Below are 23,039 nucleotides of genomic sequence, written 5' to 3' on the forward strand. Positions count from 1 at the left end.
TGTGCCATTAAGAGTAGAAGAGATAAGGATTTTTTCCAGTCCATATGACTTTTATTTATTAATCTCACCGCACATTAGGTATTTTCCGATAAAGAAGTCACCTTTACCCGGACCGTCTATTCGGATGGAAATGTGCATTACTGGCGCGGTAAACTGAGTTTCAGCGTAGTGGTCGTTGCATGACCGTAACCTGCTCGTTATCCACTTCGCGGGTTTCGACGACCTGCCAACCGTGCCTCGTATACAAACCTTGCTGATCGGGCGTATACAACCACAGGGTATCGACGCCTGCTGCGCGGGCGCGTTCAATGCTGGCTTTGATCAATGCTGAGCCAATCCCTCTGCCCCGCAGAGGGTGACGGGTAAATACTTCGCCCAGCCAGTATTTTCGCTCTGCTACGTCATCGAGTTCATAGCGCATAACGCCAGCCGTACCGACTACATCGTCGTTTTCATCGAATGCCACCAGCACAAACTGACGACCTTTGCTACTCAGGCGTTGCTCAAGTCGCTGGCGAATATACTCTTTCTGTGCCCAGTGGGGGAAAGCAGACCATTCGCCATGCAGGTATTCCGTGATCACGTCAAGATACTGTGGGACATCTACAAGGTTGGCGATTTTCACCGCACAGGCACTGGATGGGGAAGAAGTCTCAGTCATGGGAAAACCGTTTTAAGTTATAGGGGCACCTAATTTGTCGATTCCCCTCCTGAGTGTCAAGCCGCAGCCGTTATTTCTCCCAAACCAAATCGGGAAACCGCTTTTTCCAGCCGTTGCGACTGCGAGAGTAGCTGTTGTGACGAGCTGGCCGCCTGCTGCGCCAGTTGGCTATTTTGCTCGGTTACCTGAGTCAGCGTCACAATACGTTCCGAGACTTCATCTATGCTTTGACGCTGATCCTGAGACGCCTCGGCGATCTCACTGACCAGCGTATGTAAGCCGCTGAAGATGGTGATGATCTCATTCAGGCTTTTACCCAGCAGCGTAACAGAGGTTGAGCCGCGCCCAATTTGCGCCACAGACTCTTCAATAAGCAGATGGATACCGCGCGTAGAGTGGCTGCTTTTTTGTGCCAGCAAGCCAATTTCTTTGGCGACGACGGCAAAACCACGCCCGTACTGTCCGGCATGTGCGGCCTCAATTGCCGCGTTTAAAGCGAGAATATTGGTCTGAAATGCCACGCTGTCAATCATCGCCACAATGCTGCTCATTTCAGCCGACTGGCTGACGATCTCTTTCATGGCTAAATCGACTTTTACCATGACATCACCACCACTGGTCGCCACTTTCTGCGCCTGTTCTGCCCGCTGGCTGGCCTGATGGGCATGCTGCGCATTGTCTTTAACCCGCTCAGTCAGCGAGCTAATATGATGATTCGCCGCGTTAAGTTCGTCATGCTGTTTCAAAGATTGCGAAGATAACTCTTCATTACCCTGCGCAATTTGGTTGATATTAACCATGATATGCGAGGAGGCGTCGCGTACTTCGCTGATCAGCCTTCTCAGCCCGGTCTGCATTTCACGCAGGCTGTTATTGAGCTGATGAATTTCACTCACTCTTGAAGTTTTACCGTCAATTGGGTCGGAAAGGTCTCCCGCAGCCAGAACGCCTATGTGCGCAATCACCCGTTGCAATGGGCGAATAACCCATCGGGTAATGCCGCGCCAAACCGCAAAAGCGATCACTGCCAGCAACACTAGTGCCCCGAAAAAAAGCATTTTGGCGTGTGATAGCGTCCCCAGAAGCTGGTCGCTGAGTGACACGGCCATTTGCTCGTTAACGTGGAGATATCGGTAATATTTATCACTGAAATCATCCTGAAATGCCTGGATTGGCACGTTAAAAAAGGCGTCGATTGTATTGGTTTTTTGCAAACCGTCTGATTGCTCGCGCAGGCCATCGTAAAACATCTGATAGCTGACTTGCAGTTCAGCCGCCGCTTTCTGCGCGTCTCCCTGCAAGCCGACGGTGAGGGTCGTGAACTGTTTGAAGAATTTATCTGAGGCGACCAGCGACCCCTGAGAGGCTTCCATCAGGCTGTGCCAGCTGCCGTCAGAGCCGGTTTCTTTGTCCTGCATGAAATAAATACCCGCCCGGTTAAGCTTATCGCTGGCCATGAGCAATTCCATGCGGGCTTTGTCCATGACTGCTTGCTGCTGACGCAGGCTTTCGGTGGCAATAACGTTTTGACGGGCGTCTTGCAGGATGTGGGTCAGAATAAGGGTTGAGAAAATCTGTAACGCCGAAAACAGCGCAATAACGCAAATTACCCCAAAAAGGATCCCCCGAGGGCGGGATTTGAATGCTGAGCGGAATACTGTGCTTAAAAAGCGTGGTGCCTTAAGAAGAGAAAATGTTAATTTCATGATTATTCTGCGTAATTTTTGATGTGAGCAGAATTTTACTCGCGGGTAATGACAGTAATATTTCAGGGATTGCCGCCTCGCAATCCCTGAAGAAATTCACTGTACTCAGCCTTTCGGGAAGATCCAAACGTCGTCGACCGGCAGAGAAAGACGGCACATTTCCTGGCCGCGCACGTCGGCGCCGTAGGCTCGTACCACGAAATCTTCAGCCACCGTACGAAACAGGTACTCCCAACGATCGCCAAGGTACATGCTGGTCAGCAACGGCAGTTCTATCTGATTGCCGTCTGGGTTGTCGCCCATCTGTACGCGCTCTACGCGGATAACCGCCGTGCCTTCCTGCCCAGCTTGCACCCCTTCTCCCACCTTGCCCCACAGCGCCCAGTCCTTGCCTTCAATACGCGCCTTGCCGTCGCGCACTTCCGTCACTTTGCCATGCAGACGGTTGTTGCTGCCCATAAATTCGGCGGTGAAAAGCGTTTTTGGCGAACCGTACATCTCCTGTGGCGTGCCCTGCTGTTCAATTTTTCCGTTGTTGAGCAGCAGAATACGGTCGGAAATCGCCATGGCTTCGTTCTGGTCATGGGTGACCATCAATGCCGACAGGCCGAGTTTAATGATCAGCTCCCGCAGGAAGACCCGTGCCTCTTCGCGCAGTTTAGCGTCAAGGTTGGACAGCGGTTCATCGAGCAGAATCACCGGCGGGTTGTACACCAGCGCACGGCCTATCGCTACACGCTGCTGCTGACCGCCGGATAGCTGATGTGGATGACGCTTGCCGAGGTGGCCCAGACCGAGTTGCTCAAGCACCGCCTGCACTCGCTGGTTAAGTTCTGAGGACGCGACTTTACGCAGCTTCAGCGGGTATGCCACATTCTCGAACACAGTTTTGTGCGGCCAGAGAGCATAAGACTGGAACACCAGCCCGAGATTGCGCTCCTCGGCTGGGATCTCGCTGCGTGAACTGCCGTCATACACGGTATTTTTACCGATAATAATGCGACCCTGCGTGGGTTTTTCCAAACCAGCCACGGCTCGTAGCAACGTGGTTTTTCCGCTACCGGAAGGTCCGAGTAACGAGACAACTTCTCCGCGCCTGAGGTCCATGGATACCCCCTTCAGCACCGGGTTATCGCCATAGGTTAAATGCAGGTTATCTACTGATAGCTCAATCATGTAATTTGACTCCGAAACGTAAGGCAATACCCAAACCTAACACCACCAAAAGGATGTTAATGAAGGAGAGCGCGGCGACGATATCAATGGCGCCAGCGGCCCAAAGGGAGACCAGCATCGAGCCGATAGTTTCTGTTCCCGGCGATAACAGATAAACGCCGGTAGAATATTCACGCTCGAAGATCAGGAACATCAGTAGCCATGAGCCAATCAGCCCATAACGCGACAGTGGAATAGTAACGTGACGGGTGATTTGCCCGCGGGTGGCACCGGTACTGCGCGCCGCCTCTTCGAGTTCAGGACCGACCTGCAATAGTGTCGAAGAGATCAGCCTCAGCCCATACGCCATCCACACCACGGTGTACGCAAGCCAGACGCTAAAAATGGTGCTGCGCAATGAACGTAGCCACACCACCAGGTTGTCGCGTAACCACTGTGACCATGCCATATCCGACAACCAGCCCGACTTCAGCGAGTTGTCGAGCCACATTGGCAGGAACAGGAATACCCACAAGAACGCCAGACCGGCGAGCAGGCCGGGAACGGCGCGCGGCACCAGTACGCTGTAATCAAGGAAACGCGTGACGCCATCCGGTTTACGGTGCATGGCAATACCGATGAACAGATAGCAAACCACCGCCAGCGCACCACCGATGATCCCAATCGCCATCGAGTTAACGATAGCCCGCAGCAAGTTAGGTTGCTGCCAGATAGTGCGGAACGTATTGAGCGAAAGTTCATCCCATATCGACACACCCACGCCCCAGTTGGAGATGAAGGCACGTAATACAACCCCCACCAACGGCACGCCAATGGTGACCGTCAGCCAGAAGGCGACCACCGCACCGGCCACCCAGCGCCATTTACCCAGCGGCAATGCGCGGGCCTGCGAGGCTTTACCTTTGACAGTGACGAAGCGGTTGGCCGTGCGCATCAGGCGGCGCTGTAACATCACGAGCGGGATTGTGATGCAAATCAATACCACCGCCACCGCAGCCATCAGATGATAAGACGGCGTGCCCAGTTTATTGGTGAGCTGATAGAGATAAGTCGCCAGCACCAGATTGCCTTCAGGATCACCGAGAACCAGCATAAGACCGAACACTTCCAGCCCAAGGAAGAATAACAATACCCCGGCATACAAAATGGCCGGTCGAACCATCGGCAGGCTGACTGCCGTCATGACTTGCAGAGGCGAAGCCCCGGCGGTACGCGCCGCTTCTTCCACGTCAGACCCGACGCTGCGCAACGCCGATGAGATATAAAGGTAGGCATGCGGCACGTGAGTAAGGCCAGCAATCACCACGATGCTCGACATGGCGTAGATGTTCCACGGCACAAAACCGAACAAGGACTCTGCCCACAGCGAGAAGAACCCGACCGGACCGGCAGCAACGACGTAACCGAAGCCGAGTACCATCGGAGAGACAAATATCGGCACCAGGATCAACGGTTCAATGAGGCGGCGACCGGGCAAGTCCGTCCGCACCATCAGGAAAGCGAGTATTCCGCCAAGTGGAATCGAGATCCCCACCAGCCCGAACGCCAGAATAAATCCACTTTTCAGCGCCTTGTAAAAGTCCGGATCGGTGAAGATAAATTCAAAAGATTCTAGGCTCCACTCTTTCGACGGGGAAAAGAACGGTGCGGAGAGGAAACTTTGTATCACGATGAACGACAACGGAATGTAGATAACCAGTGTCGTTATCAACACCACTATGCCGCGCGGCAGGCTCTGCCACTTTCTGCGCAATGCATTCATGTTACTGCCCTTCGGTTAGAAACCCTGAAAGCGAAATCAGGCAAGAGAAAGGGAGGCGCGGACGCCTCCGTTTACCCAAAATCATTCAAGTTGCAGAAAGGCGGCAATCGAACGAATCCCGATGAACTTACTCAAGTAAGTGATTCGGGTGAGCGAATGCCGCCAACGCATCTGCAGCTCGAAGGATGACGGGTAAATCATTTGCCGGCGGCGGTACGCCACTGTTTGATGTAATCCAGACGTTTTTTCTGTTGCAGGTATTCCAGCAAGGTTTCATCCACCGGGATGGGTTTAAGCGCACCGCCTAACATTTTGGTCAGACCATCAATATCATTTTTACCTTCGATATCGTTGCGGATTGACGGAATGTCGGCCTGGTTAGCGAGGATGCTCTGGCCCGCTTCAGACAATACATAGTCCAGCCACAGTTTGGCGGCATTACCATTTTTGGCTTCTTTACTGATGAAGGAGACACGCGACAGCACCAGGGTGTAATCCTTCGGATAGGAAATACCGAGCGACGGATCGGTTTTGGCACGGGCTTCAGCGTAGGAACCGAGAATGTTAAAACCGATCAGATTTTCGCCTGATGACACCCTTTCCATCATGGTCCCGGTAGAAGACTGCACCGCCAGACCGCCCTTGGCCACTTCGCTCAGGGTTTTGAAATAGTTCGGATCGGCTTTGAAATCCTGCACGGAGAGCATGAAACCAAGACCCGATTTTTCGATGTCGTAGGTGGTGACTTTCTTGTTGAATTTTTCCGTCTGGCTGGCAATCAGTTTGGCCAGCGCCGCATGGGAATCTGGCACCTCACCGGCAGGGATCAGACGCTTGTTGTAGATGAACACCACCGGCTCGTAAGTCGTGCCATAAGCCTTCTCTTTCCACACTGCCCACTTCGGTAATTGCGGCAATTCCGGTGAAGCATATTCGGCGGCGTAGTCGGTCGCCAGTTTCAGCGCAGTGTCCATTGACGAACTCCACACTACGTCACCGCTAGTGCCGCCTGCCGCCTGCTCGCTGATGTAACGGTTATATAACTCGGTGCTATTCATGTCGTTGTATTCGACTTTGACACCAGGATAAGCCGCTTCAAAACCCTGAATCAATGGACCAGCGGCTTTGGTGTCGGTTGTCGAATAGACCACCACTTTGCCCTCTTTAGTGGCCGCATCGACAATTTTTTGATAGTCAGCCGGGTACCCTTGAGGTAATGCAGACATAGCAGAGGTAGAGATCAGGACAGCAGAAGCAATAAGAGAGAGACGTAATTTCTTAGACATTATTGTTAACCTCTAGTTACATTTGGGAAACTAAAAATCAACATAACGCATAACATCTGACAGGCAATAGCGTAATTTTTTTATCTTCTTAAACTGTGATTCGGGGCGTTTTTTAGGCAATTAACACCATTAAAACCACGGAAAAAAGAGGTTATCAGCCAGCCCTCCAAACCAGAATCTGGTTGTTGGCGATGACAGTGCAGGCAGTTAAAAAGAATTATTTTGAAGTCGCATACCCTTCCTAAGGCTTTCTTAATAATAGATGTGGCATAAAGCCGGGCTGAAAAATGATGAGAAACCTTTACACAATTAAATGCGAATCTATTTAAGAATCATTTACAATGCGACGTTGGTATTGAGCCACTTTTTTATGGCATGTCAGCGACGTCGTTTTCTTCTTCTTTTTCTTTTTAAAGGATTTTCTTATGAAGTTACGTTTTTCCTCACTCGGGCCAGTCGCTTTACTTGCTTCTTCACTGATGCTGGCATTCTCAGCCAACGCCGCTGACGAAGGCATCGTCATTTACAACGCTCAACATGAAAACCTGGTGCAGTCCTGGGTTGACGGTTTCACCAAAGACACCGGCATCAAAGTCACGCTGCGTAACGGCAGCGACAGCGAACTGGGTAACCAATTAGTACAAGAAGGCAGCGCCTCTCCCGCTGATGTTTTCCTGACCGAGAACTCACCGGCCATGGTGCTGGTGGATAACGCCAAGCTTTTCGCCCCACTCGACGCCGCGACGCAAAAGCAAGTTGAACCCGCCTACCGTCCAACGCATGGCCGCTGGATTGGCATTGCCGCTCGTACTACCGTTTTTGTTTATAATCCGGAAAAAATAAGCGAAGCACAGTTGCCCAAATCAATGATGGATTTAGCGAAACCAGAATGGAAAGGCCGCTGGGCTGCATCCCCTTCCGGTGCTGATTTTCAGGCAATAGTCAGTGCATTACTGGAACTGAAAGGCGAAAAGGCTACGCTCGAATGGCTGAAAGCGATGAAAACTAACTTCACCGCTTATAAAGGCAACAGCACCGTGATGAAAGCCGTGAATGCCGGTCAGATTGATGGCGGGATCATTTACCACTACTACCGCTTTGTCGACCAGGCCAAAACCGGTGAAAACAGTAAAAACACCCAACTTTTTTACTTCAAACATAAAGATCCGGGTGCGTTTGTGAGCATCTCCGGCGGCGGCGTTCTGGCTTCCAGTAAGCATCAGAAAGAAGCGCAGGAGTTTGTTAAATGGATCACCGGCAAACAAGGTCAGGAAATTCTGCGCACCAATACCGCCTTCGAATATGCTGTTGGCGTAAATGCGGCTTCTAACCCGAAACTGGTTCCGCTGAAAGACCTGGATGCTCCGAAAGTAGATGCTTCCGAGTTGAACAGCAAAAAAGTAGTCGAGTTAATGACTGAAGCAGGTCTGCTGTAATAGCAGTTATTTTTCCAAGCAGCGTGCCTTAATCATTATGTCTACTATCAGTATCGAAGGTGTACTCGCCAGATGGCGTAACACCCGTGGGCGCTCATCGCGCCGGGCTGGAACCGGTATCGTACTGGCCGCGGTTTTGCTGTCTCTACTGTCTCTGCTACCGCTGGGATTTGTCGTTGGCATCACCGTTGATACCGGTTGGGAGACGGTTAAGGCACTGGTTTTTCGCCCGCGCGTGGGCGAATTACTGACCAATACGGTGCTGCTGGTGATCATCACCCTGCCGCTGTGCGCTGTTATCGGCATCGCGCTGGCGTGGCTCACTGAACGCACTCAGCTGCCCGGGCGCAGGCTCTGGTCTTTGCTGGCGACAGCACCTCTGGCCGTACCGGCTTTTGTACAAAGCTACGCCTGGATAAGCCTGGTTCCATCAATGCACGGGCTGGCCGCAGGCGTATTTATTTCCGTTATTGCCTATTTCCCGTTTATCTATCTGCCTGCTGCCGCCGTGTTGCGACGTCTCGATCCCGGCCTGGAAGATGCCGCCTCTTCACTGGGCTCGACGCCTGTGGTGGTTTTTTTTCGCGTGATACTGCCACAGCTCAAACTGGCTGTCTGGGGCGGCTTACTACTGATTGCACTGCATTTACTGGCCGAATATGGCCTGTATGCAATGATCCGTTTCGATACCTTTACCACTGCCATTTTCGATCAATTTCAGTCAACGTTTAACGGTCCGGCGGCCAATATGCTGGCGGGCGTTCTGGCTTTATGCTGCCTCGCTTTATTGCTGGCCGAGTCAGCCAGCCGTGGCAAGGTGCGTTATGCCCGCGTGGGTTCAGGCAGCGCCAGACGACAGACGCTGCGCCCATTGAAACCGGTCCTGACGGTGCTGAGCTTATGCCTGCCAATATTGCTGACCGCCTTGTCGCTCGGCGTGCCGCTGGTCACTCTGGCGCGCTGGTTGTATCTGGGCGGCACTGACGTGTGGCTAAGCCCCAAACTGCTCCCTGCGCTGAAACAAACGTTGTGGTATGCGCTGGCCGGTGCGGCCATCACCACTCTTTGTGCGGTACCTATGGCGTGGATTTCCGTCCGCTATCCGGGTCGTTTATACCGGTTTCTGGAAGGCTGTAATTACATCACCAGTTCGCTGCCCGGCATTGTGGTGGCGCTGGCGCTGGTGACCATCACTATTCGTATCGCACGCCCGCTTTACCAGACCGAAATCACCATTATGTTTGCCTATTTGCTGATGTTTACGCCGCGTGCGCTCATCAATCTGCGAGCGGGGATCGCGCAGGCACCGGTTGAGCTGGAAAATGCAGCACGAAGCCTGGGTCGTACACCCTTTCAGGCATTGTGGAGTATCACTATGAGGTTGGCCGCACCGGGTGCGGCTGCAGGTGCCGCGCTGGTATTTCTGGCCGTCACCAATGAACTGACCGCAACACTACTGCTGGCACCTAATGGCACCCGCACGCTGGCGACCGCGTTCTGGGCGCTGACCAGCGAAATCGATTATGTTGCCGCATCTCCCTACGCGCTGCTGATGGTTTTGCTGTCGCTGCCATTAACCTGGATTCTTTATTCTCAATCTCAACGTAAGGCTGGACTATGAACACGCTCGACCTGCGGGAAATAACCAAATCCTATTCAGCGGTAAACGTGCTGAAAAGCGTCAACCTGCAGGTGAAACCCGGTAGCCGGACCGCCATTGTCGGCCCTTCGGGTTCGGGCAAAACTACGCTGCTGCGCATTATTGCGGGTTTCGAAACACCGGATAGCGGACAAGTGTTATTGCAAGGCCAAACGTTGTTCGATGCTAAAACACAGATTCCTGCACATAAAAGAGGCATCGGCTTTGTGCCGCAAGATGGCGCACTTTTTCCACATTTTACCGTGGCGGGGAATATTGCTTACGGGCTAACAGGTGGAAAGCGCGAGCAACAGATCCGTATCGACGAACTGATGGAGATGGTGGCACTGGACCGGCGTCTGGCAAAATCGTGGCCGCACGAGCTTTCCGGCGGGCAACAGCAGCGTGTGGCGCTGGCGCGAGCGCTGGCACAAAAACCGGTACTGATGTTGTTGGATGAGCCATTTTCTGCGCTCGATACCGCCTTGCGCGCATCAACCCGCAAGGCGGTAGCCGACTTGCTGGCAGAGACGCGTATCGCCTCGATTCTGGTGACCCACGACCAGACCGAAGCGCTGTCGTTTGCCGATCAGGTTGCCGTGATGCGCAACGGTAAACTGGCACACGTGGGTGCACCACAGGCGTTGTACTTGCATCCGGCCGATGAAATGACCGCCACATTTTTAGGCGAGACGTTGCTACTGGATGCACATCTGGAACACGGCTGGGCACAATGCGCGCTGGGGAAAATCGCAGTGGATGACACATCACGCTCCGGCAGCACGCGCGTCATGCTCCGCCCGGAACAAATCCGCATTTCGCAAGTGGAGAACGTGGGGCTATCCTCTGACAAGTGTTTGGCTCATGTGGCGAATATTGATTTTGCCGGGTTTATCTCAACACTGAGCCTCGACATCGTGGGCAATAACGAAAAAATCGAGATTAAAACCATCAGCCAGAATAGCATTGCCGTGGGTTCAACCGTCGAGATAAGCGTCGATGGCAATGCTCACGTATTCTCTGCGTAGCAGCCACGACACTGGAGCAATCTCAAATTCCAGACACAAAAAAAGCCGCTAATTGCTTAGCAGCTTTTCTGTATTGTTTATGGCGGAGGAGGAGAGATTCGAACTCTCGAATGGTTTCCCATCGCCGGTTTTCAAGACCGGTGCCTTCAGCCGCTCGGCCACCCCTCCGTAAACAACAATTTTGCCTGAACGCACTCCGTGGTTCAGACGGTGCGTAGTATACAATACCGGATAAAAGATGCAAACATTATTTTCGTTGCAGCTTGTTGATTTTATGAGTCTTTACACGATCCCACTACTCAACAAACACAAAAAAAGCCGCTAATGACTTAGCAGCTTTCTTGTGTTGTTTATGGCGGAGGAGGAGAGATTCGAACTCTCGAATGGTTTCCCATCGCCGGTTTTCAAGACCGGTGCCTTCAGCCGCTCGGCCACCCCTCCGCAACGCAGCGAACTATAAACATAGCCATTCGGCTTGTAAAGCCTGATTCCGTTCATTTGCCTGAAAAACCAGCATTCGATGACTAATTGATGATTAAATCATCATTGCGGTCTTTTTAGCGTCGCCGAACCGCGCCGTAGCAGCCTGTAGGTGGGTAAAGAAGGGTAAAACGCCTTTAATCACCTGCCGTAACTATTTATGATTCCAGCCTGATTGTATTTTCACCGACTCCAACTTTTGTCGATAAGTGAGATTTTTACTATGGATCGTATTGTTGCCTCTTCCTCATCACGCGCAGGCTCCTTATTAAGCACGCACCGAGTGCTGCGTAATACTTATTTTATGCTGGCACTGACGCTGGGTGTTTCTGCTATTACTGCAACCGTCAGCACTGTACTGCGTCTGCCGTCTCCGGGCATGTTGATCACGCTGGTGGGTTTTTACGGTTTGATGTTCCTGACTTACCGCACTGCCGATCGCCCGGTCGGTATACTCGCCACATTCGCCCTGACCGGGTTTATGGGGTATACCTTGGGGCCGATGCTTAGTTCACTGCTGTCGGCCGGTGCGGGTGACATTATTATGCTGGCCCTCGGCGGCACCGCGCTGGTGTTTTTCTCGTGCTCAGCCTATGTGCTGACCACACGCAAAGACATGTCGTTCCTGTCAGGTATGATGATGGCGGGCTTTGTGGTGCTACTGGTCGCGGTTATCGCCAACTTGTTCCTGCAGATCCCTGCGTTGTCGCTGGCGATAAGCTGTCTGTTTATTCTGTTCTCTGCGGGTGCGATTCTGTGGGAGACCAGCAACATTATTCACGGTGGCGAAACCAACTATATCCGTGCGACGGTCAGCCTGTATGTCTCGCTATATAATGTGTTTGTCAGCCTGCTGAGTATTTTAGGGCTTTCACGCAGTAACTAGATTTACGTGGTAATTAAAAATCAGATGAAACCAACAAGCCTCGCGAATGCGGGGCTTTTTATTTTGTGCGGGATGGCTTTTTGCTAGACTGTGCGCTGAGTTTTTATCGCCTTGAGGTTTTATGCTGAAGTTTGCAGGTCGTGAAATAGAAACCGACGCGCAGGGTTATCTGAAAAACAGCGCTGACTGGAACGAAGCCATGGCACCGCTGCTGGCAGAACAGGAAGCGATCGTCCTGACCGACGCGCACTGGCAAGTGATTCGCTTTGTGCGCGAATTCTATCTTGAATTCAATACGTCACCCGCCATTCGTATGCTGGTCAAAGCCATAGGTCAAAAATATGGCGAAGAAAAGGGCAACAGCCGTTACCTGTTCAGGCTGTTCCCGGACGGGCCGGCCAAGCAGGCGACTAAAATTGCCGGGCTACCCAAGCCAGTGAAATGCCTTTAAGTGATACCGGCAAGTTCGGTCAGTGGCGGATTTTAAAGTCGCTGAATTCGCCAGGCACGGCAGGTTCGCTTAACACACGATCTACGATGGCATGTTTCGGCCCGCCCTGTTTTAGCCACGCGAGCAACTGGTCGACTTTTTCCTGCTCACCACAGGCCACCACTTCTACACTGCCGTCTTCCAGATTTCTGGCATATCCGGTCAGGCCTAGCGCGGTAGCTTGGTGCTGTGTCGCAAAGCGAAACCCAACACCTTGTACCCGGCCATAGACATAGGCTGCTATAGTAATTTTAGCCATAATATTCTCTCCGTTAGCGGTATGGTTCGTTGCAATGTAGACTGCTTGCCCGGACAATGACGCTCCTTTTTTGTCTCCGAACTGACAGAACTTAATTCTATGACTGCTCGTTTATTTTTGGCCAAAGGCCGCGAAAAATCCCTCCTGCGCCGCCACCCTTGGGTGTTTTCCGGCGCGGTAACCCGTGTCGAAGGTAAAGCACTTTCCGGTGACACTATTGATATTGTAGACAGTCAGGGCAAATGGCTGGCTCGCGGTGCCTATTCCCCCGCTTCGCAAATTCGTGTCCGCGTCTGGACATTCCGTCAGGATGAAGATATCGATATTGAATTTTTCGTCCGTCGTCTACAGCAGGCACAAAGCTGGCGCAACTGGATTGCCAAACGCGATGGTCTTGACAGTTACCGCCTGATTGCCGGTGAATCCGATGGCCTGCCAGGCATCACTATTGATCGTTTCCAGAACTTCCTGGTCCTGCAACTGCTCTCTGCGGGTGCAGAATATCAGCGCGCTCCTCTGCTCGCTGCACTGCAAAAATGTTATCCGGAATGCGCCATTTGGGACCGTTCTGACGTTGCGGTGCGTAAAAAAGAGGGGCTGGAGTTAACCCAGGGTCATGTCTTGGGTGAACATCCCCCTGCTCTGTTGCCAATTCAGGAACATGGCATGAGTTTGCTGGTCGATATTAAAGAAGGTCATAAAACCGGTTTCTATCTCGATCAACGTGACAGCCGATTGGCGGCCCGTAAATATGCAGAAGGCCGGAGAGTGCTGAACTGCTTCTCTTATACCGGTGCTTTTGCAGTTTCTGCGCTAATGGGCGGTTGTGAAAAAGTCATTAACGTCGATACCTCACAAGGTGCGCTGGACATAGCACGTCAGAACGTCGAGCTAAATAATTTGGACCTGTCTAAAGCCGAATTTGTGCGCGAAGACGTGTTCCAACTGCTGCGCAGATATCGTGCAGAAGGTGAACAATTCGACATGATCGTAATGGACCCGCCGAAATTTGTCGAAAACAAAAATCAGCTGGCCAACGCCTGCCGCGGTTACAAAGATATCAACATGCTGGCATTACAGTTGTTGCGTCCTGGCGGAATTCTGTTGAGTTTCTCCTGTTCCGGTCTGCTGCCAACTGATTTGTTCCAGAAGATCCTCGCCGATGCGGCACTCGACGCTCACCGTGAGATTCAATTTGTGGAACAGTTCCGTCAGGCTGCTGACCATCCGGTGATTGGTTCTTATCCTGAAGGTCTCTACCTGAAAGGCTTCGCCTGTGTGGTGATGTCCTGATTTTATCGATTTATGCTTTTTCCAGGTGCAGATCGTGGATTTTCAGCACTTAAGGTAGTCAAAACTTGAAATCGAGCGTCCTGCCTCCATATAAGAGGAAGAATGTAATTTCAGGAGGTCACTATGATTACCAGCAAATTCGGAATAGGCCAGCAGGTCCGCCACAGGCTGTTAGGATATCTAGGCGTAGTGATTGATGTTGATGCGGAATATTCACTTGATAAACCAGATGCCGATAAAGTGGATGCCGATGACGCAATGCGCACCGCGCCTTGGTATCACGTGGTAATGGAAGATGATAAAGGCCAGCCGGTGCATACCTATCTGGCTGAGATCCAAATTGATCACGAAGCCGCCCGCTCACACCCGGAACAGACTTCGCTGGACGACCTGGCAGAATCTGTCCGCAACCAATTACTGGCACCGCGCCTGCGAAACTAGACCCGGTGAAGTCTATTTCTGTAATGAAGAACCGATCTCATTGAGACCGGTTTTTTTGTGCCTGAACGCCCAACTCAGGTTTATTTTTCCAGGCCCAGACGTGGGATCTCAATTTTCGGACAACGGTCCATCACCACTTTCATTCCGGCCTGTTTCGCCAACACCGCGGCCTGCTCATTGATGACACCAAGCTGCAGCCACAATACCTTTGCGCCAATATCCACCGCTTCCTGCGCAACCCCATAAGCCGCTTCCACATTCCGAAAGACATCGACCATATCTACCGGATGCGGAATGTCGGCCAAGGTCGCATAAGCGGTTTGCCCAAGCAGCGTTTTATCGGCAAGTTTCGGGCTCACCGGAATCACCTGATATCCCTGCGAAAGTAGATACGCCATCACCCCAAAGCTTGGCCGTGAAGGACTATCACTGGCACCGACTAAGGCGATGGTTTTGACGTCGTTAAGGATCGTGCTGATATCATTATCTTGCATGGAATAAGCCTCATTGGAAGATGTCCTGAAAGTGTAACTCAGCCCCCTTAATGCCACAGCCTTTCACCACAGTAGGCGTGGTGCAGTAACGCACCAAATAATGTTTCAAAAAGTAATAATTAATGCATTATGTAAAATTTTGGCACACTATATGTATTACTCAATAATAGATGCTGTCGGTAGCGGTCAAAGGAGGGATTATGAAAGTCAGAATAATGGCCGTTTTATTGTTGGTTTGCCTGTTAGCGCCTGCTTCGGCTACCAGTCTAAAACTCTCTCCTGAACTGGATTTACTGGTCATTGATGGTAAAAAGATGTCAGGTGCCATCCTTAAAGGGGCTGACAGTCTGGAAATTGATGGCGGACAACACCAGATTTTATTTCAGGTGAGTAAAACGCTGCGCCAGTCCGTCATGGCCCCCTTGACCTACCACTCTCCGGCGATGATCGTGACTTTCAGCGCTAAAGGCTTGCATTCCATTTCCTTCGTGTTGCCTGCCCTGAATGATGAAATAGACGCTGCATTCTTCAGTAGAAAACTTAACTACCGAATAGTGGATGAAAATGGCCAGGACATTGCTAGCCGCCGTGATGTGCTGAGATCGGCCACTTATAGCAATTCAGCCGATTTAGTGAGCATGATGATCCGTTACAACCAGTCTGGCCTGAAAGCCTCAGTGCCCGATTTCGCAACAATGGCGCAAAAAGGCGATTCAACCGTTGAGCCCACTTCGCTATCAGTGTTGATCCCAGCCAGCCAGGCAGATAAACAGCTTTTGCCGCCTTTCTGGGCCCAACTTACCGCGTCACCAAATTTTAGTCGCTTTTTCTCTTGGTTCGCCCTGCCCCGCGCCTGATATCAAACAGATTTCCCCATCGGCTTCACGAATTTGATTTTCATTTCCACAATTTTCACGCCAACGCTATGCAGTAAAACGCAGTTTCAGTACTCTCAATACAACAATACACTGCCTTTCTGACTCTGCGTTCAAGGGATAATTGATGGAATTTACTACCCGCACTATTGCCAGGAAAAAACATATCGCGCTGGTCGCGCACGATCACTGCAAAAATATGCTGATGAAATGGGTTGATATCAATATCGCCGAGCTGGCGTTGCACACTCTTTATGCCACCGGTACGACGGGCAATCTGGTGCAGCGCAACACCGGTATTGAAGTCAAAAGTATGTTGAGCGGCCCAATGGGGGGTGATCAGCAGGTGGGAGCAATGATTGCGGAAGGGAAAATCGATATGCTGATTTTCTTATGGGATCCGCTAAATGCTGTGCCACATGACCCCGATGTGAAGGCCCTGCTGCGTCTGGCGACCGTGTGGAATATTCCCGTGGCGACCAATCTGGCAACGGCAGATTTTCTGATTGCATCGCCGTTGTTTAGGTCAGAAGTGGAGATTTCTATTCCTGACTACCCACGCTATTTACAGTCACGTCTGAAAGATTAACTCACTCATGTGCCCGTCACATGCACACCATGATGCATTTGACGGACATCTTCACGGTGGGTCAGGGTTTACGCTGAACCGGTACACCCAGATCTTCCAGCTGTTCGACAAACACTGACGGCTGAGACTTATTCTGCATTAACCAGACATTATGCTTCGCGCGGGTCATCGCCACATAAAGCAGTCGCCGTTCCTCGGCATCATCGAAATCTTCAGGCTCTGGTAACAATACCCGTTCTAAAATCGACTCACGCGCAGCCGCAGGGAAACCATCATTGCCGTCATCCAGACCAACGATAATCACATATTCAGCCTGCTGACCTTTGCTGGCATGAATGGTCATAAATTCGATATTCAACCGCGGCCAGCGGGTGGTGGCTTTCTGCAATACCTCAGGACGCCGATGATGGTAGCGGGCCAGGATCAGGATCCGTTCATCGGATTTGGCAAAACCACTGAGTTTGTCCAAGAGCGCATCCAACTGGTCTTCCGGCAGGATCACTACGGCTTTCTTATTCCCTTTCATCAAACTGTTGAGCGGTTTCTTCAGTTGGTAGGGATTTTGTTGCACGAATTTGTTAGCGATTTCACCAATGCGATCGTTAAAGCGATAGGTGGTATCCAGTGCGCACTCGGCACCTTCACCAAAGTTAGCCGCAAAAGCCGTGGTCAGTGACATCTCCGCGCCGCTGAAACGATAAATAGCCTGCCAGTCATCCCCCACAGAGAACAGATTGGTATGGCTGTTTTGCTGACGCAGGGCGGATAACAGGCGCGCGCGTTGAGGTGAGATGTCTTGAAATTCATCCACCAGAATATGTTTCCAGGGGCTGATAAAACGTCCTTTCTCCAGAATATTTACCGCCTGATGGATAAGGCCAGAAAAATCGACGGCGTCTTCATCCTTCAGTGCAGCCTTCCAGGCTTTTAGCAGCGGGGCCATCAGGCGGATACGTTTCTGGAAAAGATCGCGGACTTCCTCAGCCGCTTGTTCGACCATCTCAGCCTGGCTGCCACCGTGCATACGCATCAGGCCGAGCCAGCGTTCAAGCCGACTGCCCAGACGTTCGCTCAGCGCTTTGTTTTTCCAATAATCACCTTCGGGAACAACCCATTCCAGCTCATCGGTCATCCATTGCCGCCAACCGCTGGCTTGTACCTTTTTCTCGGCACACTGCTGTTGCCAGGTTTTGATCAACAAACTGCGGCGAGATTTACTGTCTGTTTCCAGCTTACTGATTTTGGGGGTTTTCTTACTGCCTTCCTGAATGATGTGCAGCGCCAGCGCGTGGAAAGTTTTAGCCTTGATGCTGCTGGTACCCAGACGTTCTTTGATTCGGCCGTTCATTTCATCCGCCGCCTGCCGACCAAAAGCCAGCAGCAGGATCTGTTCCGGGTGGGCCTCCTGGCGATGCAGTAGCCATCCAGCACGTGCCACCAATACGGAGGTTTTACCACTGCCCGCACCCGCTAAAACCAATACGGTATCTTCACCATTCACCACCGCGCGGCACTGACTATTGTTGAGCGGTGAGGTTTCAATGCTGTCAAAAAAATCGCGGTTTTTTTCGATAACCCGTTCAGTCCAGACAAGATTACGCTTATCAACGCTTTGCGCGCCCTGGCGAAGCCATTTTAGGCAGAGTTCGTAATCGTCACGACAGTTGTTAAATTCACCAAGGCGCTCGACGGGAACCGGCACTGCAGAAAATGCCGCCGAAATGCCTTGCTGAACGTCAGCCAGTTCACTTTTTTTGAACCATTTATCCTGCTGTTCAATACACGCTATATTTTCAGCTTGCTCATGCAGAACAGTGGCACTGACCTCGCTCATCTCCTCACTCCAACCCTGCCACACTTTCAGAAGATGATGATAAAACTGCTGAGTTTCCTGCCACTCGGTACCGTGGAGCCTGACGACTTTCTCTTCCGGCAGTTCAAACTCCAACTCTCCCCATACAATACCCCGCTTGCAGCGAATATAGATAAGTTGATTGAAAGGGATAAGGTAATGATGTTTATCGCCACTGACTTCCACGCCTGCATTGAGTAATCTCACCCGGTTGTAAGGGTGCTGTGCCAGATGTTTCCCGAATGAAGTCGATTTCAGTTCCATATCATCACGCCATTGTTCTCGTTATAAAAGCCGCTAATTGATATCCCCTTCATCCTTCGAGCTGCAGGTGCGTTGGCGACTCGAAGGATTAAGGGGATAGCTGATTATTAATTAAGGATTTGCTGGCAGTTTACCTGCAACAAGCACTGGCACTCTACCCCCAATATCAGGGTAGAATAAAAAGAGTAGAATCTCCGTTAACGCCATGGCGTTACCAACCTGTTTCTGATTTGAGTCGAGTGATCATATGCGTGCTATTTTAAATATTCTGAATTTCATATTAGGTGGCGTGTTTACCACCCTCGCCTGGCTGCTGGCCACTCTCATCAGCATTGTGCTGATTTTCACTCTGCCATTAACACGTTCTTGCTGGGAAATCACCCGTTTGTCACTGGTGCCTTTCGGCAATGAGGCTATACACGTTAATGAATTGTACCCGGAAAAACGCAATGCCGTATTGTCCGGCGGCGGAACGTTGCTGAATGTTTTTTGGTTTATTTTTTTCGGCTGGTGGTTGTGTCTGTCTCATATTCTTGCCGGCATTGCGCAGTGCTTGACTATTATTGGCATTCCGGTGGGCATTGCTAATTTCAAAATAGCCGTGATTGCTCTGTGGCCGGTCGGCCAGCGGGTGGTCTCCGTCGAACTGGCGAAGCAGGTCCGTGAAGCCAATGCCCGTAGCCACCTTGCCAATGGCCGGATTCGATAAGTATCGACCGACTTTTTTAGCTGTCACATCAGCCTTTTTGTTACATGGAGTTCGCCGTGCTCTCTTTTGCTCCGGGTTTAAGGCGTTACGCCTACAACAGCAATGTCCTTTATAACATCCGCATTTTTATCGCACTGACCGGGGCGGCACTGGTTCCATGGTGGTTTCACCTTCCTACATTGACTATTCCATTAACGCTGGGCGTGGTGGCTGCGGCGCTGACGGACCTGGATGACAGGCTGACTGGCCGGCTGCGAAATCTGTTGATCACGCTAGTCTGTTTTTTCATTGCGTCAGCATCCATCGAGCTACTATTCCCTTACCCATGGTTCTTTGCCTTAGGACTGATGGTCTCTACCTGCGTTTTTATTTTGCTCGGTGCATTAGGGCAGCGCTATGCCACCATCGCCTTCGGTGCACTGCTGATAGCTATCTACACCATGCTGGGTACCAGCATGTTCCACATCTGGTATCAGCAGCCGTTATTACTATTATGCGGCGCTATTTGGTACAATCTGCTGACCTTAGCCGGGCATATCCTTTATCCTATTCGCCCACTGCAAGACCTGATTTCACGCTGCTATCTGCAACTAGGGGCTTTCCTGGAAGCTAAGGCTGCACTATTCGATCCCGATCAGGAAGGTGATAACAATAAACAACTGGTGGAACTGGCGATGGCAAATAGTCAGTTAGTCGCCACGCTGAATCAGACCAAAAACACGCTGCAAACTCGCCTGAAAGGCGATCGGGGGCAGAAAGGGACGCGTAGAACCCTGCATTACTATTTTGTGGTACAAGACATTCACGAACGGGCGAGTTCCTCGCACGTGCAATATAAGAAGCTGAGCGAACAATTTCACCACAGCGACATTCTATTCCGCTTCCAGCGTCTGATGAGTATGCAGGCACGCGCCTGTACTCAACTTTCACAGTCTATTCTCTATCGACAGAAATACTCCCACAATACCCAGTTCGAGCGTGCTTTCTTACGCCTTGATGAAGCCCTGCTGCGTATTGATACCCAGGCTCAGCACCGGAAAATGCTGCAAGCCCTGCGCCATTTACTGCGGAATCTGCGTGCCATCGACGCTCAGTTGGCCAATATTGAATCCGAACAGACACTGCCTGAGAACCAAGACGGAAAGAGTCCGTTTGCGGAAAACAGACTGACGGGTATCGACGATATCTGGCTGCGTATTTCCCGCCATTTGACACCAAAATCCGCGCTGTTTCGCCATGCTATTCGCATGTCCCTCGTACTCGTAGTGGGTTATGCATTCATCCAGATTAGCGGCGTGGATCACGGTTACTGGATTTTGCTCACCAGCCTGTTTGTTTGCCAGCCTAACTATAACGCGACCCGGCGTCGGTTGGCACTGAGGATAATTGGCACGCTGGCAGGAATTGCACTCGGAATTCCCATTTTATATTTCGTTCCTTCTATTGAAGGCCAGATGGTGCTGATTGTGATCAGTGGCGTGCTGTTCTTTGCATTCCGCAATGTGCAATATGCACATGCAACCATGTTCATTACTACGCTGGTACTCCTGTGCTTTAACTTGCTGGGTGAAGGGTTCGAGGTCGCTATCCCACGGATTATTGATACGCTTATCGGCTGTGCCATCGCATGGACTGCCGTTAGCTTTATCTGGCCTGACTGGAAGTTCAGACAATTGCCGGTAGTCGTTGATAAGACATTCACAGCTAATTGTCGTTACCTGGATGCCATCCTTGTTCAGTACCATAAAGGCAAAGACAACGGACTCGATTACCGACTTGCGAGACGCGATGCACACAACTGCGATGCAGAGTTGGCATCAGTTGTCTCGAATATGACTTCCGAAAAAAATATTGATCCCGCAGCTATTGAGGCGGCATTCCGCCTGCTGTGTTTGAATCACACCATGTTGAGCTATATTTCGGCACTTGGAGCACACAGAGAGAAGTTGCATGACGCAGAAACTTTGCGCCTGCTTGATGAAGCAGCCTGCTGTGTTGATGGGGCCTTGCATCCCCCCCCCTCTGAGGCAGGGGTTATTCAACAAGCACTGGAACAGTTGATGGCACGCATTCAACTACGTACCACCGAGTCAGACAGTAAAGAACAACTGGTTTTACAGCAAATCGGTCTGTTGGTTGCTCATCTTCCTGAACTCACTGAGCTTAACAGTAAAATTTGGCCGGTAGGCGGCGCATAATATTGCTCAGTCAGCGAAAACAGTTGCCTTGCGAAGGAAGGTTTAGTGCGCAGGTCCGGATACTAAGGCCTGATGTGAGATAAACCACTGAGTCAGGAAGAGTCGCGTATCATGAGGCAATACCGCCTCATGATATCCCAAGATTGCGCCTTCTAGCGCAATCAAAACCTTCAACCCCATATTTTGTTTTATTGAGCGCAGCTTTAAATAGGTTGAACAAGCACCCTGCGCCCTTAACTCTGCCGACGTTGATATTCCCACCTGCCAAAGAAGACGTTCGAGACTCAGAGTAATATTGGGTAAGTCTTTCAATCTCATGCCGCCATTTTTTCGTGTTTCAATGTCATTGAGCATACCTTCGAGCGAACGTTTCGCCAGATGCAAAAGACGGTCCGGGTCGTCCCAAAGCATCCTCCCTACCTTGAAATAGCGTAATGAAATAGGGATACCTCTCTTGCGGTATATCAGAGACTCCATCCCCATTAAACAAAATTGTTTTTCATTTTCGGGAGTGGCTCGCAGGTATAACTCGCCTTCAGAGACAAGTGCAAACATGATGCCATTGGCAGACAGACTATAGCCGCCAAACTGAGATCTAGATCTTATATTGCCGAAAGAGGCGAACAGGTGTTTAGATTGAGAAATCCTTTTTTTTGATTGATTAATCATTGCGATATCCTTTCATTTGAGTGCGAGACATGCCCTTTCTAGTTACCCGGGCAACTAAATGCAAAATACTCAAAGTCCATCTAAGCACCAAATACAAAATGCATTTACATGGATTTTCCTCAAAATATGCGAGATTTCTTGGAAAAAATTGGGTTGATCTTTACATAACCAACGAGTACTGTATATTCATACAGTAATCCACTGGCAGGGCATACTATGCGAACTCAATACCAGGCAAATCATCGTTTAAGTCATCCGGCGCTTTCCCCAAAATCAACAAGCGTCACTCCACCGACATCAACAAATAATGGTCTGATCACTGAGTTCGTGTACAGCGAGGGTCAGCCAGCGTTATCACAACTGCTTTTACCTGTATTGCAGCACTTGGGAATGCAATCACGGTGGTTGTTATGGCTTACGCCCCAACAGAAACTCAGTCGTCGTTGGATATCCCAATCAGGTCTTCCCGTTGGGAAGATTGTTCAGGTTAGCCAAATTCATGCTATGTCGACCGTCGATGCAATGGAAAAAGCTTTGCAAACAGGAAACTACAGTGTAGTACTTGGATGGTTGCCAGATTTAACAAATTCGGAGCGTGAAAGATTGAGGTTAGCGGCAGTTCAGGGAGGGGCCTATGGGTTCATTATGAGACCAACAAAAGAGGCAATCTCAAGTCATGGACAGCAACAAATCGCAAAAATTCACTCCTCAGTGTACCATTAGCGCAAATTAAGAACATTCCGATGAAAATAAAATGTTTTGCAGTGATTTGTGCTAAAAAGCCCATTTTTGTCGGTAAAAACGGGCTTAGAGGAGACAAGTGACCCCAAAGTTTCGTCAATAAAC

The 23,039-nt window shown here is 50.8% G+C and carries 21 protein-coding genes and 2 tRNA genes; 12 read left to right on the forward strand and 11 right to left on the reverse strand.

All coding sequences use genetic code 11. The features are described from left to right. Positions 1–160 precede the first annotated feature (160 nt). The 5 genes from ACMV8I_RS07670 to ACMV8I_RS07690 form a co-directional block, all read right to left on the reverse strand. Positions 161–661 (reverse strand): GNAT family N-acetyltransferase, encoded by a 501-nt coding sequence (locus tag ACMV8I_RS07670; RefSeq protein ID WP_498864567.1) that lies wholly within the window; start codon positions 659–661, stop codon positions 161–163. 56 nt (positions 662–717) lie between these two features. Further along, complete coding sequence (locus ACMV8I_RS07675) at positions 718–2,367, reverse strand: methyl-accepting chemotaxis protein (RefSeq protein ID WP_498864568.1); 1,650 nt, start codon at positions 2,365–2,367, stop codon at positions 718–720. Positions 2,368–2,472: 105 nt separating this feature from the next. After that, positions 2,473–3,543 (reverse strand): ABC transporter ATP-binding protein, encoded by a 1,071-nt coding sequence (locus ACMV8I_RS07680; RefSeq protein WP_498864569.1) that lies wholly within the window; start codon positions 3,541–3,543, stop codon positions 2,473–2,475. Next, positions 3,536–5,305 (reverse strand): ABC transporter permease, encoded by a 1,770-nt coding sequence (locus ACMV8I_RS07685; protein WP_498864570.1) that lies wholly within the window; start codon positions 5,303–5,305, stop codon positions 3,536–3,538. The genes ACMV8I_RS07680 and ACMV8I_RS07685 overlap by 8 nt, the downstream gene beginning before the upstream one ends. A 197-nt stretch (positions 5,306–5,502) precedes the next feature. Beyond that, the gene (locus ACMV8I_RS07690) at positions 5,503–6,591 is read right to left on the reverse strand and encodes an ABC transporter substrate-binding protein (protein ID WP_498864571.1); all 1,089 of its coding nucleotides are present in this window, start codon (positions 6,589–6,591) and stop codon (positions 5,503–5,505) included. A 425-nt stretch (positions 6,592–7,016) separates the two neighbouring features. Between ACMV8I_RS07690 and ACMV8I_RS07695 the strand changes: the two genes are divergently transcribed. The 3 genes from ACMV8I_RS07695 to ACMV8I_RS07705 are packed head-to-tail and all read left to right on the forward strand — an operon-like array spanning position 7,017 to position 10,694. Then, the gene (locus tag ACMV8I_RS07695) at positions 7,017–8,027 is read left to right on the forward strand and encodes an iron ABC transporter substrate-binding protein (RefSeq protein ID WP_498864572.1); all 1,011 of its coding nucleotides are present in this window, start codon (positions 7,017–7,019) and stop codon (positions 8,025–8,027) included. A 37-nt stretch (positions 8,028–8,064) separates the two neighbouring features. After that, complete coding sequence (locus tag ACMV8I_RS07700; protein ID WP_498864573.1) at positions 8,065–9,648, forward strand: ABC transporter permease; 1,584 nt, start codon at positions 8,065–8,067, stop codon at positions 9,646–9,648. Beyond that, positions 9,645–10,694 (forward strand): ABC transporter ATP-binding protein, encoded by a 1,050-nt coding sequence (locus ACMV8I_RS07705; RefSeq protein WP_498864574.1) that lies wholly within the window; start codon positions 9,645–9,647, stop codon positions 10,692–10,694. The genes ACMV8I_RS07700 and ACMV8I_RS07705 overlap by 4 nt, the downstream gene beginning before the upstream one ends. 80 nt (positions 10,695–10,774) lie before the next feature. Here the strand turns inward: ACMV8I_RS07705 and ACMV8I_RS07710 are convergent. After that, positions 10,775–10,862 (reverse strand) — tRNA-Ser (locus ACMV8I_RS07710). Between the two features lie 185 nt (positions 10,863–11,047). Further along, positions 11,048–11,135: transfer RNA gene (locus ACMV8I_RS07715), tRNA-Ser, on the reverse strand. A 262-nt stretch (positions 11,136–11,397) separates the two neighbouring features. On the opposite strand from ACMV8I_RS07715, the gene yccA reads away from it, so the two are divergent. Together yccA and tusE are read left to right on the forward strand one after the other, a co-directional pair. After that, complete coding sequence (gene yccA / locus ACMV8I_RS07720) at positions 11,398–12,060, forward strand: FtsH protease modulator YccA (protein WP_498864575.1); 663 nt, start codon at positions 11,398–11,400, stop codon at positions 12,058–12,060. 121 nt (positions 12,061–12,181) lie between these two features. Then, a complete protein-coding gene (tusE, locus tag ACMV8I_RS07725) occupies positions 12,182–12,511 on the forward strand; it encodes a sulfurtransferase TusE (RefSeq protein ID WP_498864576.1) in 330 nt (109 codons plus the stop codon). A 19-nt stretch (positions 12,512–12,530) separates the two neighbouring features. Here the strand turns inward: tusE and yccX are convergent, their stop codons facing one another. Continuing rightward, positions 12,531–12,809, reverse strand: a complete 279-nt coding sequence (gene yccX, locus ACMV8I_RS07730; RefSeq protein WP_498864577.1) for an acylphosphatase — start codon at positions 12,807–12,809, stop codon at positions 12,531–12,533. A 99-nt stretch (positions 12,810–12,908) separates the two neighbouring features. Here yccX and rlmI point away from each other — a divergent pair, with 99 nt between their 5' ends. Both rlmI and hspQ read left to right on the forward strand, forming a co-directional pair. Further along, positions 12,909–14,102: a 23S rRNA (cytosine(1962)-C(5))-methyltransferase RlmI gene (gene rlmI, locus ACMV8I_RS07735; RefSeq protein WP_498864578.1), complete on the forward strand. Its 1,194-nt coding sequence runs from the start codon at positions 12,909–12,911 to the stop codon at positions 14,100–14,102. 123 nt (positions 14,103–14,225) lie between these two features. After that, positions 14,226–14,543, forward strand: a complete 318-nt coding sequence (gene hspQ / locus ACMV8I_RS07740; RefSeq protein ID WP_498864579.1) for a heat shock protein HspQ — start codon at positions 14,226–14,228, stop codon at positions 14,541–14,543. A gap of 80 nt (positions 14,544–14,623) precedes the next feature. Here the strand turns inward: hspQ and ACMV8I_RS07745 are convergent, their stop codons facing one another. Further along, on the reverse strand, positions 14,624–15,037 hold the full coding sequence (locus ACMV8I_RS07745) for a CoA-binding protein (protein WP_498864580.1): 414 nt from the start codon (positions 15,035–15,037) through the stop codon (positions 14,624–14,626). A 200-nt stretch (positions 15,038–15,237) separates the two neighbouring features. Here ACMV8I_RS07745 and ACMV8I_RS07750 point away from each other — a divergent pair, with 200 nt between their 5' ends. After that, positions 15,238–15,894, forward strand: coding sequence for a DUF2057 family protein (locus ACMV8I_RS07750; RefSeq protein ID WP_498864581.1), 657 nt, complete (start codon positions 15,238–15,240; stop codon positions 15,892–15,894). Positions 15,895–16,039: 145 nt separating this feature from the next. Further along, positions 16,040–16,501 carry a methylglyoxal synthase gene (locus ACMV8I_RS07755; protein ID WP_498864582.1) on the forward strand — a complete coding sequence of 154 codons (462 nt, stop codon included), beginning with the start codon at positions 16,040–16,042 and terminating at the stop codon, positions 16,499–16,501. Positions 16,502–16,562: 61 nt separating this feature from the next. Here the strand turns inward: ACMV8I_RS07755 and helD are convergent, their stop codons facing one another. Continuing rightward, positions 16,563–18,617, reverse strand: a complete 2,055-nt coding sequence (helD, locus tag ACMV8I_RS07760) for a DNA helicase IV (RefSeq protein WP_498864583.1) — start codon at positions 18,615–18,617, stop codon at positions 16,563–16,565. A gap of 247 nt (positions 18,618–18,864) precedes the next feature. Between helD and ACMV8I_RS07765 the strand changes: the two genes are divergently transcribed. Both ACMV8I_RS07765 and yccS read left to right on the forward strand, forming a co-directional pair. Continuing rightward, positions 18,865–19,326: a YccF domain-containing protein gene (locus ACMV8I_RS07765; protein ID WP_498864584.1), complete on the forward strand. Its 462-nt coding sequence runs from the start codon at positions 18,865–18,867 to the stop codon at positions 19,324–19,326. Positions 19,327–19,382: 56 nt separating this feature from the next. Further along, positions 19,383–21,524: a YccS family putative transporter gene (gene yccS, locus ACMV8I_RS07770; RefSeq protein WP_498864585.1), complete on the forward strand. Its 2,142-nt coding sequence runs from the start codon at positions 19,383–19,385 to the stop codon at positions 21,522–21,524. A gap of 42 nt (positions 21,525–21,566) precedes the next feature. On the opposite strand, the gene ACMV8I_RS07775 is transcribed toward yccS, so the two are convergent. Continuing rightward, a complete protein-coding gene (locus ACMV8I_RS07775) occupies positions 21,567–22,193 on the reverse strand; it encodes a TfoX/Sxy family DNA transformation protein (RefSeq protein WP_498864586.1) in 627 nt (208 codons plus the stop codon). Positions 22,194–22,409: 216 nt separating this feature from the next. On the opposite strand from ACMV8I_RS07775, the gene sulA reads away from it, so the two are divergent. Beyond that, the gene (gene sulA / locus ACMV8I_RS07780) at positions 22,410–22,916 is read left to right on the forward strand and encodes an SOS-induced cell division inhibitor SulA (RefSeq protein WP_498864587.1); all 507 of its coding nucleotides are present in this window, start codon (positions 22,410–22,412) and stop codon (positions 22,914–22,916) included. The last annotated feature ends 123 nt before the right edge of the window (positions 22,917–23,039 follow it).

Source organism: Ewingella sp. S1.OA.A_B6, assembly GCF_049889095.1.
Lineage (GTDB): Bacteria > Pseudomonadota > Gammaproteobacteria > Enterobacterales > Enterobacteriaceae > Ewingella.

What these genes read in the sequence shown, in the direction of transcription:
- ACMV8I_RS07690 (WP_498864571.1), bottom strand. Translation starts at nt 6,591, where the DNA reads ATGTCTAAGAAATTACGTCTCTCTCTTATTGCTTCTGCTGTCCTGATC.
- ACMV8I_RS07675 (WP_498864568.1), bottom strand. Translation starts at nt 2,367, where the DNA reads ATGAAATTAACATTTTCTCTTCTTAAGGCACCACGCTTTTTAAGCACA.
- helD (WP_498864583.1), bottom strand. Translation starts at nt 18,617, where the DNA reads ATGGAACTGAAATCGACTTCATTCGGGAAACATCTGGCACAGCACCCT.
- ACMV8I_RS07705 (WP_498864574.1), top strand. Translation starts at nt 9,645, where the DNA reads ATGAACACGCTCGACCTGCGGGAAATAACCAAATCCTATTCAGCGGTA.
- ACMV8I_RS07700 (WP_498864573.1), top strand. Translation starts at nt 8,065, where the DNA reads ATGTCTACTATCAGTATCGAAGGTGTACTCGCCAGATGGCGTAACACC.
- ACMV8I_RS07775 (WP_498864586.1), bottom strand. Translation starts at nt 22,193, where the DNA reads ATGATTAATCAATCAAAAAAAAGGATTTCTCAATCTAAACACCTGTTC.
- yccX (WP_498864577.1), bottom strand. Translation starts at nt 12,809, where the DNA reads ATGGCTAAAATTACTATAGCAGCCTATGTCTATGGCCGGGTACAAGGT.
- ACMV8I_RS07695 (WP_498864572.1), top strand. Translation starts at nt 7,017, where the DNA reads ATGAAGTTACGTTTTTCCTCACTCGGGCCAGTCGCTTTACTTGCTTCT.
- tusE (WP_498864576.1), top strand. Translation starts at nt 12,182, where the DNA reads ATGCTGAAGTTTGCAGGTCGTGAAATAGAAACCGACGCGCAGGGTTAT.
- ACMV8I_RS07745 (WP_498864580.1), bottom strand. Translation starts at nt 15,037, where the DNA reads ATGCAAGATAATGATATCAGCACGATCCTTAACGACGTCAAAACCATC.
- hspQ (WP_498864579.1), top strand. Translation starts at nt 14,226, where the DNA reads ATGATTACCAGCAAATTCGGAATAGGCCAGCAGGTCCGCCACAGGCTG.
- sulA (WP_498864587.1), top strand. Translation starts at nt 22,410, where the DNA reads ATGCGAACTCAATACCAGGCAAATCATCGTTTAAGTCATCCGGCGCTT.
- ACMV8I_RS07755 (WP_498864582.1), top strand. Translation starts at nt 16,040, where the DNA reads ATGGAATTTACTACCCGCACTATTGCCAGGAAAAAACATATCGCGCTG.
- ACMV8I_RS07750 (WP_498864581.1), top strand. Translation starts at nt 15,238, where the DNA reads ATGAAAGTCAGAATAATGGCCGTTTTATTGTTGGTTTGCCTGTTAGCG.
- yccA (WP_498864575.1), top strand. Translation starts at nt 11,398, where the DNA reads ATGGATCGTATTGTTGCCTCTTCCTCATCACGCGCAGGCTCCTTATTA.
- ACMV8I_RS07680 (WP_498864569.1), bottom strand. Translation starts at nt 3,543, where the DNA reads ATGATTGAGCTATCAGTAGATAACCTGCATTTAACCTATGGCGATAAC.
- rlmI (WP_498864578.1), top strand. Translation starts at nt 12,909, where the DNA reads ATGACTGCTCGTTTATTTTTGGCCAAAGGCCGCGAAAAATCCCTCCTG.
- ACMV8I_RS07685 (WP_498864570.1), bottom strand. Translation starts at nt 5,305, where the DNA reads ATGAATGCATTGCGCAGAAAGTGGCAGAGCCTGCCGCGCGGCATAGTG.
- ACMV8I_RS07765 (WP_498864584.1), top strand. Translation starts at nt 18,865, where the DNA reads ATGCGTGCTATTTTAAATATTCTGAATTTCATATTAGGTGGCGTGTTT.
- ACMV8I_RS07670 (WP_498864567.1), bottom strand. Translation starts at nt 661, where the DNA reads ATGACTGAGACTTCTTCCCCATCCAGTGCCTGTGCGGTGAAAATCGCC.